Below are 13,299 nucleotides of genomic sequence, written 5' to 3'. Positions count from 1 at the left end.
ATGGCTCTTGCCCGCAACCGGCGCCGCGAACGCAGCGTGGATTATTGGCCGGGCTTCGTCGATGCGCTGTCGACGCTGCTCATCTCGATCATGTTCGTGCTGACGGTGTTCGTCGTCGGGCAATTCATCCTCAGCCGCGAGATCACCGGACGCGACGAGGTGCTCAGTCGCCTCAACAGCCAGATCAACGAGTTGACGCAGCTTCTTGCCCTCGAAAAGGGCAGCAATCAGGATCTCCAGGATTCGGTCGCCAATCTGCAGGCCTCGCTTGCCAGCGCCGAGGGCGATCGGTCGCGGCTGCAGGCGCTGCTGAATGCGGGATCGGGCGGCCAGGACGCGGCGCAGAAGCGGATCGGCGCGATGACGCAGGAGCTTGACGAGCAGAAACAGGTCAGCGAGCGGGCGCTGAGCCAGGTCGAGCTGCTGAACCAGCAGATCGCAGCGCTTCGCAGCCAGATCGCCGCCGTCGAAGCAGCTCTTCAGGCTTCGGAGGAGAAAGACCGGGTCTCGCAGACCAAGATCGCAGATCTCGGGAGCCGCCTCAACGTTGCGCTCGCCGCGCGCGTGCAGGAGCTGAACCGCTATCGTTCCGACTTCTTCGGCCGCTTGCGCGAAATCCTTTCGGACCGCGAGAATATCCGCATCGTTGGCGACCGCTTCGTCTTCCAATCGGAAGTGCTGTTTCCCTCGGGCGGCGCCGATCTCAACCCGGAGGGACAGACCGAGATGGGCAAGCTCGCTACCGCCCTTCTCGATCTCGCCAAGGAAATCCCGCCGGAGATCAACTGGGTGCTGCGTGTCGACGGCCATACCGACAATGTGCCGCTTGCCGGGACCGGCCGCTATCGCGACAATTGGGAGCTCTCCTCGGCGCGCGCGATTTCGGTCGTCAAGTTCCTGATCGCCCAGGGCGTGCCGGCCGACCGGCTGGTTGCCGCCGGCTTCGGCGAGTTCCAGCCGATCGCGCCCGGCGAAACGCCGGATGCGCGCGCCACCAACCGCCGCATCGAGCTGAAGCTGACCGAGAAATAATCAGCCTGGCGGGGGCTGTCGCGCCTCTTTCAGCCGGTCGGCGAGAAAATCGCGCACGGCAGGGCTGTCGCTGAGGCCGATCGCCGTGATGTAGGCGTCGACTGCGGCGGCATCGTCGCCGGCTCGTGCCAGAAGAAAGGCGCGCACGGCCCAATAGGGCTGATAGGCCGCAACCTCGCGCGGATCGAGCCTGTCGAGCCGCTCCAGGCCGGCGGCGGCGCTCAAGGCCCTGCCGATAACCGCAGCCTGGGCGACGTGTGCGCCGAGCGTGGGTTTCATCGTCACCAGCGCCGCGTAGAGTGTCGTCAGTGCCTGCCAGTCGGTGGCTCCAGACGGCCGGCGCGCCGCATGCACGGACTGGATCGCCGCCTGGCATTGAAAGGGGCCGAAGCGATCGAAGCCTCCGGCCTTGCGCAACAGCGCATCCGCCTCGGCGATCATCATCGCGTTCCAGGCCGCCATATCCTGTTCGTCCAGCGGCATATAGCGGCCATTGCGATCGCGCCGGGCGTTGCGGCGGGCCTCGCAGTGAAGCATCAGCGACAGCAGGCCGATCGCTTCCGGTTCGTCCGGCAGCACGGCCAGCAGCGCGCGGCCGAGCCAGATCGCTTCACCTGCAAGCGAATGGCGTTCTTCCTCGCCGTCGAGACCGTCCCATCCGAGGCCATAGGCGGCGTAGATCGCCGAAAGCACGGCGGCGAGCCGCCCTGACAGAGCGGGGCGAGGCGGAACAGCGAAGGGAATGCCGGCATCGCGGATCTTCACCTTGGCCCGCACCAGCCGCTGGCTCATCGCTTCAGGCGAAACGACGAAGGCCCGTGCAATGGTTCTCGCCTCGATGCCGAGAACGGTCTGCAGCATCAGCGGCGTATGCACGGAGCTGTCGATGGCGGGATGGGTGCAGGCAAACAGCAGCTTCAGCCGCTCATCGGGAAAGACGGCGTTGCCGGCCGCGTTCATGCGTTCCTCCGCTTCCTCGAAGGCCACCGTTATCGTCGTCTGCGCATGAGTCTCGACGGTGCGGCGGCGGGCAGCCTGCATGAGGTTGCGGCGTGCGGCCACCAGCAGCCAGGCTTCCGGATTGCCGGGAACGCCGCGCTCCGGCCAGACGCGAAGGGCCGAAGCCAGCGCTTCCGACAATGCGTCTTCTGCCGCCGGCACGTCGCGCGAGCGGGCGGCGAGGAAGGCGATCAGCTTGCCGTAGGACTGACGCGCCACCTTCTCGGCGGCGCGTCCGGCGTCGGGCGGCATTGCCGCCTCACATCTGCAGGCGCGGGCGCACCTCGACCGAGCCCCTGTCGGAGATCGGCACGCGGGTCGCCCATTCCAGCGCGGTGTCGATGTCGGGAACGTCGATCAGATAGAAGCCGCCGAGTTGTTCCTTGCCTTCCGGATAGGGGCCGTCCTGAACGTCGTGCTCCTCGCCTTTGCGGCGCACGACCGTGCCGGTCTCGGGCGCCGTCAGCCCGGCGCCGCCGGTCATGATCCCAGCCTGGGCAAGTGCCTTGCTGTAGGCGACCCAGCCGTCGCGATAAGCGGGATCGCTGCGGTTGGCGAAATCCTCGGCGGCTTCACGAATGATAAGAGCATATTGCATGGAAAACTCCTGATCTCGTTGTGGCGTTGATCCGGGCATCCGATTTCGGGGGCGGATATCCCGAAAGCTGTGAGGCCCGGCAGAACGGCTCCGCCGTTCCGATACAATGAGGCGCGGCAACGGGTCGTTTCGACATGGCTTTCAAAAAATATGCGAGAAAGAAAATGTCGCCGAAAATGACAAGCAACCAGGCCGGGTGGGCTCAAGGGTAGCGGCGCTGCCAGGGCGCACGGAAGGGCAGGGGCGGCATTCAAGCCGCCGCTGCCTATCTGATCAGGATTCGGCCTTCGTCTGATCGACGACGTCGGCACCGGGCGTGTTCTTCTTGATGGATTCGATGGCACTCATGGCGGACGCCTTCGCCTTGTAGCCCTCGGACGAGAACATGGCTTCCCCGTTCGATGCCTTGAAGCGGAAGCGGAACTCGCCTGATTTATCCTTATAAACTTCGAATTTATACATGGATGTCTCCCGAAACGCTGAATTGCAACCATCAGCATCAGGGAGGCTAGATCAAAATGGCGAGCTTTTCCACTACCTTAATTAGAATTGGCTGATCGGCGTCCAATTGTCACTGTTTCCATCGGAAGGCAAGCGAAGGCGCCTGCGCCACCGGCATTACTCCATCTGGATGTTCGCGCCCTTGACCACCGGTCCCCATTTGGCGAGCTCGGCCTTCACATGGGCGGTGAGTTCATCCGGCGTCGAGCCGACAATGGTGGCGCTGAATTCCTTCATCCGTTCGGCAACGGCGGGGTCTTTAAGCGCCTTGTTGGCCGAGGCGTTGAGACGCATGACGACCTCGTTCGGCGTCTTGGCCGGGGCGAAAAGCGCATTCCAAGTATAGGTCTCGTAGCCCGGTATGCCTGACTCGGCGACCGTCGGCACGTCGGGGAAGGAGGGCGCGCGCGCGGCCGCGGTCACCGCCAACGCCCGCAAAGTGCCGGCCTTGATGTGGCTCGATGACGAGGGCAGGTTATCGAACATGATCGGCACCTGATTGCCGATGACGTCGTTCAAGGCCGGGCCGGCGCCCTTATAGGGAATATGCTGCATGCTGACACCGGCCATGGACTTGAACAGTTCGCCGGACAGGTGCAGCGGCGTGCCGTTGCCCGACGAGGCATAGCTGTATTTGTCGGGCTCGGCCTTCAGCAGCGCGATCAGCTCCTGCACGGTCTTTGCCGGCAATTCCGGATTGACGACCAGCACGTTCGGCACGACGACGAGCAGGGAGACCGGCGCGAAGTCCTTCTCGGGATCATAGGGGGTCGATTTGAGGATCAGCGGATTGAGCGCATGGGTCGCGACGGTGCCCATCAGAATGGTGTAGCCGTCAGGTTCGGCGCGGGCGACGTTACCGGCGCCAAGATTGCCGCCGGCGCCGGCGACGTTCTGGACGATCACCTGCTGGCCGAGATCCTCCGACATCTTCTGGGCGACGATGCGGGCGACGACATCGGTCGAGCCGCCGGCCGCGAAGGGCACGACCATGGTGATTGCATGATCGGGAAAATCCGCAGCAGCGGCAGACGCGCCTGTTGCAAAGGCCGCAAGCACACCGAAACCGAGCGCAAGGCCCGCACGTCGCGTCATATCGAAAGGCGCCATTCCTATCTCCTCCCAAGAATCTCAACTGTAATTTCCCCACCCCGGGGCAGGAAGAGGGTAGGGCAGGAGACGCGAATGACAACCGCGGGGAGGCGCGTGACGGGTGAGACTTTAGTCGCTATCGGCGCAGTAGCGACGACCGCTTATTTCGCGCCAGCGAGCACATCTTCGTTGGCGGCGTCGAATTGCAGCCGCGCCAGCCGCGCATAGATGCCGCCGTGGCGGATCAGGCTCTGATGCGTACCCTCCTCGACGACGCGACCCTGATCCATGACAAGGATGCGGTCGGCCTTCAACACGGTTGCCAGGCGATGGGCGATGACGAGCGTCGTGCGGCCGTCGACAAGGCCGTCGAGCGCCTTTTGCACCAGCGTCTCGCTTTCGGCGTCGAGCGCGGAGGTTGCCTCGTCGAGCAGCAGCACGGGTGCATTCTTCAGGATGGCACGCGCGATGGCGATGCGCTGGCGCTGGCCGCCGGAGAGGGTAATGCCGCGTTCGCCAACCTCGGTCTCATAACCCTGATCCAGCCGGGTGATGAATTCATCGGCCTGGGCGGCGAGGGCTGCGGCGCGGATTTCGTCACGCGAGGCTCCGGGACGGCCGAAAGCGATGTTGTCATGGATCGAGGCGGCAAAGATGGTGACATCCTGCGGCACGATGGCAATGCGCTGGCGCAATTCGTCAGGGGTCGTCAGCTGCGCGTCGACACCATCGATCTTCACGCTGCCCTGCTGCGGATCGTAGAAGCGTAACAGCAGCGAGAAGACGGTGCTCTTGCCGGCGCCGGAAGGGCCGACGATGGCGACGGTCTCGCCTGGCGTGATGGCGAAGCTCAACCCATGCAGCGCCGATTTGCCGGGGCGCGAGGGATAGGCAAAGTGCACATCGGCAAATTCGACGCGGCCAAGGCTGGGCGAAGGCAGAGCCTGCGGACTGGCGGGGGCGGCGATCGGCGAAACTTCGTCGAGAAGCTCGGTCAGCCGGTCGGCGGCGCCGGCTGCCTGCGAGAGCTCGCCCCAGACCTCCGACAGCGCGCCCAGCGAACCGGCGGAGATGACGGCATAGAGCAGGAACTGGCCGAGCGTGCCTGCCGAAAGCGTGCCGGCAAGCACGCTGTGGGCGCCGACCCAGAGCACGGCGACGACGCTGCCGAAGATCAGCGTGATGGCGATCCCGGTCAGCAGCGCGCGCGAGCGGATAGCGGCGCGGGCCGCCTCATAGGCGGATTCGACGGCGGTGCCGTAGCGCGTCGCTGCGGTATCCTCCCCGTTGAAGGCCTGGACGGTGCGGGTCGCGGCGATCGTCTCGTTGGCGAAGGCGGAGGCATCGGCGAGCGTATCCTGGGCGGCGCGGGAGCGTTTGCGCACCGAGCGGCCGAAAGCCACGAGCGGAAAGACGATCAGCGGGATCGCCCCGATGACGAGGCTCGAAAGCTTCGGCGAGGTGACGATCATCATGCCCATGGCGCCGATGCAGAGGATGAGGTTTCTGAGCGCCACCGAGGCCGTGGCGCCGACCGCGGATTTGATCTGCGTCGTATCGGCGGTCAGGCGCGAGACGATCTCGCCGGACTGGTTGACGTCGAAGAAGGAAGGCGACAGCCGCGTCACATGGGAAAAGACGTCGCGGCGAAGATCGGCGACAATGCGCTCGCCGATGGTGATGACGAAATAATAGCGCAGCGCGCTCGCCACCGCGAGCACGACGGCCATGATCATCAGCATGGCGAAGTAGCTGTTGATGAAGCGGCCGTCGGACTGGGTGAAACCGTGATCGATCATGCGACGCACGGCGAGCGGCAGCGCCAGCGAGGTGATAGCCGCCAGCGCCAGCGACGTCAGCGCACCGGCCACCAGGCCTCGATAACGCATGACGTAGGGCGTCAGCCTGCCGAGCGGCCGTAGCGACCGCCTTTTGTTTTCCTCAGCCCGTGCCTGCTCTGCCAAATCGTCTCCGATCACCCGCAGGACCCGCGCAATGCGACCTGTTGGCTCTTGTTATCTAAGCGCCCTTCATGTATAGGCACGCCATCCTAATGGGAAGCCGTAGCCATCACGACTGCGGCTTCATTTATTCAATCGGTTCGGTGGCCGCAACTGCATGCGGCAAATTGAACTCCGGTATCGCAGGAAGATTGTTATGAAGGCAGGCATCCATCCCGACTATCACGTGATCAAGGTGGTCATGACCGATGGCACCGAATACGAAACCCGCTCGACCTGGGGTTCGGAAGGCGCTGTCATGAACCTCGAAATCGATTCCAAGTCGCACCCGGCCTGGACCGGCGGCAACCAGCAGCTCATGGACCGCGGTGGCCGCGTTTCCAAGTTCAACAAGCGTTTCGGCGGCCTCGGCCTCTAATCGCTTCTGCTCGACGGAATTCGAAAAGAGCCCGGTTTTACCGGGCTTTTTTGTGTGGCTCGGGAACCGGTGTTCATAGGCAAACAAAAACCGGCCGCGTCAGACGCGGCCGGTTTGAATGAATACTCGCAGATCTGGTCAGTTGTTGCCGAAGGCGGTCTGCAGCAGGGAAAGCTGGGCCTGGACGCTGTTCTGATTATCGTGAACGATCACGGCTTCGGACGGGCGGTAGATCTCGCGGTCGAGCAAGGCAATGCGGTTCTGCAGACGCAGCGAGCGCTCGACGAGGTCGCGGAAGGATTCCGGCAGGTCGCCCCAGCCCGGCGCGGCGCGATCGACATTGAATCCGTCGAGGCGAACCTTGTTCTTCTCGGCCAGCACCTGGTCACGGGACATTTCGCCGTTGTTGACGGCGCGCTGCAGCAGCAGCCAGGAGGCCATCTGCATGAGACGGGTGGTGAGACGCATCGATTCCGCGGCGTAGAGAACCGAGGCCATCCGCGGCAGAACCTTGGAAGCGGCGCGGCCCTGGCCGTCGAGATAGGCGGCGGTCTCTTCGACCAGCGACATGCCTTCCGCATAAAGTGCCTTGAACTGCGAGGATGCAGCGGCGCGACCTGCAAAACTGATCGTGTTCAATCCAACTTCCGACATCGCAATAGTCCCTGTTGCACGCAGCTACATATATTCAGGTAACGCGGGCGCCGACAGAAAAGTTTCCGAGCCCGGTTTTTATGACTTTAAGATGGTATCATTAGCCCAAATGCGCAAGCCGTTTCTTAAGAAAGGGTTAATCTCCACAGTTTCGTGGAGAAGCGCCGGGCACAAGGAAAAAGAAGAGCCGCAAACGCGGCTCTCAAGGTAAAACAGGGAGAAAAATCAGACCAATTCACCGCTTGGAAAACTGTCTGAAATCCAGAGAAAATCTGGATGAGTACAGTAATACCTTATAAAGCTTAATATTTTATTAACATTGTGCCGAAGCAAGACTTGAGGCGGGCTCATTTATCCGCCTATAGCCTTGTTTTTCGGGGGTTTATCGGATCACGAGCGGAAGAAGCCTTCCGCGGCCTGCCGCCCGGAGGCCTTGCGGGCGGCCTCGGCTTCGAGGCGGGCGATCTCCGCCTTCAGCAAATCCACCCGCGCCTTCAGTTCGTCGACCGAAAGCATGGAGAGATCGGCGCCGATCTCGTGGGCGGTCTTCTTCTGCGGCCGGTCGTCATCGATGAAGCTCATGGGTTCCTCCTCCGTTGCTGCCTCGAAAATAAAGACCCAAAGCGCGAGGAGCGAAGCTGAAAGATCGCGACGCGCTTTAGAGCGATTCAGCTTTTCATAGAAGCGCAGAACCGCTCTAGCTTTTTGCTTTATCGCAATTCCGGACGGAAAACCGCTTCGCACTTTTCCTGGAATTGCTTAGCCGAACTTTACAGCAGGATCGCTGCTTTCGGGAGACTTCCCCGTTTCAGAAGGTTTGCCGGTTTCGGCCGCTTTGCTGCTGCCGCGATCGGCGAGCGACATGCTTTGCGGTGTCAGCATCGGCGAGGTGCCGGTCGGGATCGTCGTATAGGCGTCGCGATCGCTGGCCGGGACGGCGGCGCGGATGCGGCTCCGGATGATGGCGTAAACGGTGATGAGCACGTGGGCGATGGCGGTGACCAGGAAAAGTGCATGCGGGGTAATCATCGACATGACGGGGCCGCCGATGGTCGGGCCGATCACCGTGCCGATGCCGTAAAGCAGCAACAGGCCGCCGGAGACCTTGACGAAATCCTCCGATGCAGCGAAGTCGTTCGCGTGGGCGACGGCGATCGGATAGAGCGTGTTGGCCACCGCGCCGTAGAGGACGACGAGCCCGATCAGCAGGGCGGGCGACGTCGGGTGGATCAAGAAGATCAGCAAGCCGGCAAGGGCGGCGATCCCGGACATGGCGGCGAGCACATAACGGCGGTCGATGCGATCGGAAAGCCGGCCGGCCGGCAGTTGCATCACGGCGCCGGCGAAGATGGTGGCGCTCATCATGACGGCGATGCTGGTATCGGAGAGGCCGGCGCCGGCGCCGAAGACGGCGCCGAGCGTGCCATAGGCGCCGTTGGCGATGCCGACGAGCAGGATGCCGAGGCAGGAGACCGGCGAATTGCGATAGAGCGCCGGCAAGTCGAGGCGGACCGCCTTCAGCGGCTGCGGCGAAGCGGCGGTGGAAAGCGTCGTCGGCAGCATGGCGATGCAATAGAAAATGCCGCAAATCATGAACAGTACCGGTGTGCGCACATCCTCGAGCGGGATCATCATCTGGCCGCCGACGACGCCGAGCAGCGTGATGCCGATATAGAGCGAGAAGATCGCGCCGCGGCTCTCGTTGCTGGCCCGCTCGTTCAGCCAGCTTTCGATGATCATCGAGGTGCCGGCGGTGGAGAAGCCGGTGACGGCGCGCAGGACCACCCACCAGATCGGATCGATGATGATTCCGCTGACCAGGGCGATGATGGCGATGATCGAGATGAAGCCCGAGAAGGCTCTGACATGGCCGACGCGGCGCACCAGTTTCGGCGCCACCAGGCAGCCGATGACGAAGCCCCCGGCCCATGAGGTGCCGAGCAGGCCGAGCGTCGTGGTGGCGTAACCTTCGAGATTGCCGCGCACGGGAAGCAGGATGCCCTGCAGGCCGTTGCCCATGAATAGGAAGAGCGTGCCAAAAAGCAGCGCGGCGACGGACAGAAGGTTTCTCTTCATTTCCCCAGACTCGGTCTCAGTGATTTTGGAATGACATAAGGCATGACCTGCGTCAGCCCAGCCTCAAGATGATTGATTGTGCCCCGGAATGTCTTTACGGCGTGCGAAGCACCTGTGTTGGCGCGGAAAAATGTCCGTCCTGTGACATTCCGAAAAATGGAAAAAATAAAGCATGACAAAGCTGATAGCCTTGCTGCTCATCCTTGCCATGGCGATACAACTGATCAAGCCGCTCGGGCTCCCCGGCCTTAGGCGGCGGACGGATTTCTGGAAGATCGCGCTGATCGCTTTCGGGATCTGGGCACTGGACCTGCTCTTGCGCGATTTCCTGATGTAGGCCTGTCGTCGGCCTGCGATCGTCAGTCCTGCAGGATGATTTCCCCGCGCATGACGGAAACGCAGCCACCCGAGATGACGACATCTGTAACGATGCCATTGGACTTCGTGACATCGAGGGCGATGATACTGCGCCGACCCATTTCGACGCCCTGTTCAACGGTGATGCGGACGTTCATATACGCATCAGGCGTAAGCGAGACAAGATAGGCGCCGAGGGCGGCTGAGGCGCTGCCGGTTGCCGGGTCCTCGGGCACGTTGTCGAGCGGTGCGAACATGCGGGCGCGAATATGCCAGGGGTTTTCAGATGTTCTGGCATAGACGAAGAGGGAGAAATCATGGCCGCTCGTCGTCTGGCGGCCGGCAGCCGCCTGGAAACCGGCAAGGTTGGGGCGAGCGGCGGCCAGCGCTTCAAGCCCGCTCACTTCGGCCACGGCGAAATTCAGGCCGACTGAGGCAAAGACCGGCGCGTGGGTGGTTTTGACGATGGCGCCGGGCTCGAGCGAGACGCAGCGGGCGATGGTTCCTTCGGCAATGACATCGCCGATCGCCAGCGGCTGCGGTGCGCGGATGGCGGTGGCCGCGACCCTTCCGCCGCTGCGTTTCAGGTCGACTTCGACGATGCCGGCCTTTTCCTCGAAGCGCAATTTTTCGCCGAGCGGCTTGCCGAAGATCTCCGCCTGCTGGCCGAGCACAAAGGCGGTGCCGACATTCGGATGGCCGGCGAAGGGAATTTCCATCGTCGGGGTGAAGATGCGCACGCGGGCGGAATTTTCCGGATTTTCCGGCGGAAGGACGAAGGTGACTTCGGAATAGTTGAACTCGGTGGCGATCTTCTGCATCGCCGCATCGCTCAGGCCCCGCGCATCGGAGATGACGGCAAGCGGATTGCCCTCAAAACGGGTGGAGGTGAAGACATCGACGGTGACGTAGGAGAGGGTGTCCATGGCGGCTCCTGTTGCGGCTGAGGCTATGGATAAGCACGATTTTCCGGCGAGGCGAGCCGGTTTCTTGTCGCCGTGACAATGCAAGAAGGGGCGGCAACGATGTGTTGCCGCCCCTTTTTCATCCGAGTTAAGGCTGCTGAAAAATCAGGCCGCCTTTTCCAGGTCCTTCTTCCAGCTGCCCTTGGCGGCGAGGCTGTTCATCTCGGCGCGGTGGGTGAATTCGCGCTGGCCGGCGGCGACGTTCTCAGGCTTGCCGTTCCAGGCCTTGAGCGCGCTGTCCTGCAGGGCGCGGCCGTAGGAGAAGGTGACGAGCCAGGGTAGGTCGGCGCTGGAATTGATGGCGGACAGGTGCGCGGTTGCTTCTTCCGTGGTCTGGCCGCCGGAGAGGAAGGCGATGCCGGGAACGGCTGACGGAACAGTCGCCTTCAGCACCTTGACCGTGCGCTCGGCGACTTCGGCGACCGAGGCCTTGCGGGCGTTCTTGCCGTCGATGACCATGTTCGGCTTCAGGATCATGCCTTCGAGGCTGACGCGGGCATCGGCCAGTTCTTCAAACACGATGCGCAGCGTGGCTTCGGTGACTTCGGCGCAGCGGTCGATGTTGTGGTCGCCCGGCTTGCCGTCCATCAGGCATTCCGGTTCGACGATCGGCACGATCTTGGCCTCCTGGCAGAGGGCGGCATAACGGGCGAGCGCCTGAGCGTTGGCGCGGACCGAGCCGCGGGTCGGCAGCGACGAGGAGATGGCGATGACGCCGCGCCACTTGGCGAAACGGGCGCCGGCTTCATAATAGCGGGCAAGCCGTTCGCCGAGACCGTCGAGGCCTTCGGTGATGGTTTCGCCAGGAAATTTGGCCATCGGCTTGGCGCCGGTGTCGACCTTGATGCCGGGAATGGAACCGGCAGCGCGGATGATGTCGACGAAAGGTGTGCCGTCTGCGGCCTTCTGGTAGAGCGTCTCTTCGAACAGGATGACGCCGGAGATATATTTCTTCATCGCCTCGTCGGAGCGGAAGAGCATCTCGCGGTAATCGCGGCGGCTCGTTTCGGTCGATTCGAGATTGATCGTGTCGAAACGCTTCTTGATGGTGGAGGTCGATTCATCGGCAGCAAGCAGTCCCCGGCCGCCCGCAACCATCTGCACTGCAATGTCTTCCAGTCGTTCGCTCATTCGATCTCTCCACAGCGTTAAACATCGGCGGTTTAAGAATATAGGACGGCGATAACAGAAGTTTATAGAGAGGAAAATGGAAGCCTAAGTCACTGAAACGATTGAAATCAATTCAATCGTTTGAAAAAGTGGGATTTCTTTCAGCCCGTGAGCAAAAGACCGCGGAAGGCCCTTCGCCGCAGCGGTCTATCCACATGTAAAACCTGTCAAATCAGGCTGAGGGCGTTGCGCGCCCTGTTCGGCGCGCAAAGGACGCGACAGCATTTCGAACAGAGGCATCGGCCCAAATATCGGGCCGATGCGCAGGCAGTTACCGGCCGGCGTTCAGGACGGCGACGCCGGGAAGCTCCTTGCCTTCCATCCATTCCAGGAAAGCGCCGCCGGCTGTGGAGACATAGGTGAAATCGTCGGCAACGCCGGCATGGTTCAGCGCCGAGACGGTGTCGCCGCCGCCGGCAACCGAGGTGAGTTTGCCGGCGGCGGTGCGGCCAGCGGCGTATTTCGCGGCAGCGACGGTCGCGGCATCGAAGGGCTCGATCTCGAAGGCGCCAAGTGGGCCGTTCCAGACGAGAGTGGAAGCGCGCTCGATCCAGGCGTTGATGGCCTGGACGGATTTCGGGCCGACGTCGAGCACCATGGCATCGGCCGGAATGGCCTCGATATCGACCGTCTCGTTGGCGGCACCCGCCTTGAACTCGCGGGCAATCACGCCGTCTTCCGGCAGAATGATGGCGCAGCCTGATGTCGCGGCCTCGATCATGATCTGCTTGGCGGTTTCGGCAAGGTCATGCTCGCAGAGCGACTTGCCGACATTGGTGCCGCGGGCGGCGATGAAGGTATTGGCCATGCCGCCGCCGATGACCAGTGCATCGACCTTTTTCACGAGGTTCATCAGGAGGTCAATCTTGGTCGAGACCTTGGCGCCGCCGACGATTGCGACGACCGGGCGGGCGGGATCACCGAGGCCCTTTTCCAGCGCCTCCAACTCGGCCTGCATGGTGCGGCCGGCATGGGCCGGCAGGTGGTGGGCGAGGCCTTCGGTCGAGGCATGGGCGCGGTGGGCGGCGGAGAAGGCGTCGTTGACATAGATGTCGCCGTTGGCGGCGAGCGCCTTGGTGAAGTCGGGATCGTTCTTTTCCTCGCCCTTGTGGAAGCGGGTGTTTTCCAGCAGCAGGATATCGCCGTCATTCATCGCGGCGACGGCGGAGGCGGCAGCCTCGCCGATGCAGTCGGAGGCGGTCGACACGGCATGATCGAGCACTTCCTCGACCGAAGGGGCGATCAGCGACAGCGACAGATCCGGCGAAGGGCCGTCCTTCGGCCGGCCGAAATGAGCCAGCAGGATCACCTTGGCGCCCTTCTCGGACAGTTCGAGGATCGTCGGCGCCACACGCTCGATACGCGTCGTATCGGTGACCTTGCCGTCCTTGACCGGGACGTTGAGATCGACGCGGACGAGAACGCGCTTGCCGCGGATGTCAGTGAGATCGTCGAGAGTCTTGAAGGAAGGCATGG

Annotated in this window: 14 protein-coding genes; 3 read left to right on the top strand and 11 right to left on the bottom strand. The window is 62.7% G+C overall.

The genetic code is table 11. The features are described 5' to 3' along the window. Complete coding sequence (locus tag AF337_RS27615) at positions 1-1,032, top strand: peptidoglycan -binding protein (protein WP_049734643.1); 1,032 nt, start codon at positions 1-3, stop codon at positions 1,030-1,032. Here the strand turns inward: AF337_RS27615 and AF337_RS27610 are convergent, their stop codons facing one another. The 5 genes from AF337_RS27610 to AF337_RS27590 form a co-directional block, all read right to left on the bottom strand. Then, positions 1,033-2,283 carry an RNA polymerase sigma factor gene (locus tag AF337_RS27610; RefSeq protein ID WP_049734642.1) on the bottom strand — a complete coding sequence of 417 codons (1,251 nt, stop codon included), beginning with the start codon at positions 2,281-2,283 and terminating at the stop codon, positions 1,033-1,035. It lies immediately after the preceding gene. 7 nt (positions 2,284-2,290) lie between these two features. Next, positions 2,291-2,629 (bottom strand): YciI family protein, encoded by a 339-nt coding sequence (locus tag AF337_RS27605; RefSeq protein WP_049734641.1) that lies wholly within the window; start codon positions 2,627-2,629, stop codon positions 2,291-2,293. A 273-nt stretch (positions 2,630-2,902) separates the two neighbouring features. Then, positions 2,903-3,091, bottom strand: coding sequence for a YegP family protein (locus tag AF337_RS27600; RefSeq protein ID WP_012558873.1), 189 nt, complete (start codon positions 3,089-3,091; stop codon positions 2,903-2,905). Between the two features lie 156 nt (positions 3,092-3,247). Continuing rightward, positions 3,248-4,240 (bottom strand): Bug family tripartite tricarboxylate transporter substrate binding protein, encoded by a 993-nt coding sequence (locus AF337_RS27595; RefSeq protein WP_049734640.1) that lies wholly within the window; start codon positions 4,238-4,240, stop codon positions 3,248-3,250. Positions 4,241-4,383: 143 nt separating this feature from the next. Next, positions 4,384-6,186 (bottom strand): ABC transporter transmembrane domain-containing protein, encoded by a 1,803-nt coding sequence (locus tag AF337_RS27590; protein WP_049734639.1) that lies wholly within the window; start codon positions 6,184-6,186, stop codon positions 4,384-4,386. Positions 6,187-6,379: 193 nt separating this feature from the next. On the opposite strand from AF337_RS27590, the gene rpmE reads away from it, so the two are divergent. Continuing rightward, positions 6,380-6,601: a 50S ribosomal protein L31 gene (rpmE, locus tag AF337_RS27585; RefSeq protein ID WP_008533100.1), complete on the top strand. Its 222-nt coding sequence runs from the start codon at positions 6,380-6,382 to the stop codon at positions 6,599-6,601. Positions 6,602-6,739: 138 nt separating this feature from the next. Here the strand turns inward: rpmE and rcdA are convergent, their stop codons facing one another. The 3 genes from rcdA to AF337_RS27570 form a co-directional block, all read right to left on the bottom strand. Beyond that, entirely contained in the window at positions 6,740-7,255 is a 516-nt protein-coding gene (rcdA, locus tag AF337_RS27580; protein ID WP_003542804.1) for a protease adaptor protein RcdA, read from the bottom strand. A gap of 390 nt (positions 7,256-7,645) precedes the next feature. Next, positions 7,646-7,837: a DUF1192 domain-containing protein gene (locus AF337_RS27575; protein ID WP_049734638.1), complete on the bottom strand. Its 192-nt coding sequence runs from the start codon at positions 7,835-7,837 to the stop codon at positions 7,646-7,648. 177 nt (positions 7,838-8,014) lie between these two features. Continuing rightward, positions 8,015-9,331 (bottom strand): MFS transporter, encoded by a 1,317-nt coding sequence (locus AF337_RS27570; RefSeq protein ID WP_049734637.1) that lies wholly within the window; start codon positions 9,329-9,331, stop codon positions 8,015-8,017. Between the two features lie 172 nt (positions 9,332-9,503). Between AF337_RS27570 and AF337_RS43800 the strand changes: the two genes are divergently transcribed. Further along, complete coding sequence (locus AF337_RS43800; RefSeq protein WP_012558870.1) at positions 9,504-9,668, top strand: hypothetical protein; 165 nt, start codon at positions 9,504-9,506, stop codon at positions 9,666-9,668. Positions 9,669-9,690: 22 nt separating this feature from the next. On the opposite strand, the gene AF337_RS27565 is transcribed toward AF337_RS43800, so the two are convergent. The 3 genes from AF337_RS27565 to AF337_RS27555 all read right to left on the bottom strand — a co-directional run bounded on the left by AF337_RS27565 (position 9,691) and on the right by AF337_RS27555 (position 13,297). Next, positions 9,691-10,614 carry a PhzF family phenazine biosynthesis protein gene (locus AF337_RS27565; RefSeq protein WP_049734636.1) on the bottom strand — a complete coding sequence of 308 codons (924 nt, stop codon included), beginning with the start codon at positions 10,612-10,614 and terminating at the stop codon, positions 9,691-9,693. A 144-nt stretch (positions 10,615-10,758) separates the two neighbouring features. After that, positions 10,759-11,784, bottom strand: coding sequence for a class I fructose-bisphosphate aldolase (locus tag AF337_RS27560; RefSeq protein WP_049734635.1), 1,026 nt, complete (start codon positions 11,782-11,784; stop codon positions 10,759-10,761). Between the two features lie 310 nt (positions 11,785-12,094). Further along, positions 12,095-13,297, bottom strand: coding sequence for a phosphoglycerate kinase (locus AF337_RS27555; protein WP_049734634.1), 1,203 nt, complete (start codon positions 13,295-13,297; stop codon positions 12,095-12,097). Positions 13,298-13,299 lie beyond the last annotated feature (2 nt).

It is taken from the genome of Rhizobium ecuadorense, assembly GCF_001187535.1.
Lineage (GTDB): Bacteria > Pseudomonadota > Alphaproteobacteria > Rhizobiales > Rhizobiaceae > Rhizobium > Rhizobium ecuadorense.
This window is presented reverse-complemented; position numbering and strand designations above follow the sequence as displayed.

Excerpts from the sequence above, each read along its gene's own strand:
- AF337_RS27575 (WP_049734638.1), bottom strand. The coding sequence starts at position 7,837 with ATGAGCTTCATCGATGACGACCGGCCGCAGAAGAAGACCGCCCACGAG.
- AF337_RS27600 (WP_012558873.1), bottom strand. The coding sequence starts at position 3,091 with ATGTATAAATTCGAAGTTTATAAGGATAAATCAGGCGAGTTCCGCTTC.
- rpmE (WP_008533100.1), top strand. The coding sequence starts at position 6,380 with ATGAAGGCAGGCATCCATCCCGACTATCACGTGATCAAGGTGGTCATG.
- AF337_RS27615 (WP_049734643.1), top strand. The coding sequence starts at position 1 with ATGGCTCTTGCCCGCAACCGGCGCCGCGAACGCAGCGTGGATTATTGG.
- AF337_RS27555 (WP_049734634.1), bottom strand. The coding sequence starts at position 13,297 with ATGCCTTCCTTCAAGACTCTCGACGATCTCACTGACATCCGCGGCAAG.
- AF337_RS27565 (WP_049734636.1), bottom strand. The coding sequence starts at position 10,614 with ATGGACACCCTCTCCTACGTCACCGTCGATGTCTTCACCTCCACCCGT.
- AF337_RS27570 (WP_049734637.1), bottom strand. The coding sequence starts at position 9,331 with ATGAAGAGAAACCTTCTGTCCGTCGCCGCGCTGCTTTTTGGCACGCTC.
- AF337_RS27610 (WP_049734642.1), bottom strand. The coding sequence starts at position 2,283 with ATGCCGCCCGACGCCGGACGCGCCGCCGAGAAGGTGGCGCGTCAGTCC.
- rcdA (WP_003542804.1), bottom strand. The coding sequence starts at position 7,255 with ATGTCGGAAGTTGGATTGAACACGATCAGTTTTGCAGGTCGCGCCGCT.
- AF337_RS43800 (WP_012558870.1), top strand. The coding sequence starts at position 9,504 with ATGACAAAGCTGATAGCCTTGCTGCTCATCCTTGCCATGGCGATACAA.
- AF337_RS27560 (WP_049734635.1), bottom strand. The coding sequence starts at position 11,784 with ATGAGCGAACGACTGGAAGACATTGCAGTGCAGATGGTTGCGGGCGGC.
- AF337_RS27595 (WP_049734640.1), bottom strand. The coding sequence starts at position 4,240 with ATGGCGCCTTTCGATATGACGCGACGTGCGGGCCTTGCGCTCGGTTTC.
- AF337_RS27605 (WP_049734641.1), bottom strand. The coding sequence starts at position 2,629 with ATGCAATATGCTCTTATCATTCGTGAAGCCGCCGAGGATTTCGCCAAC.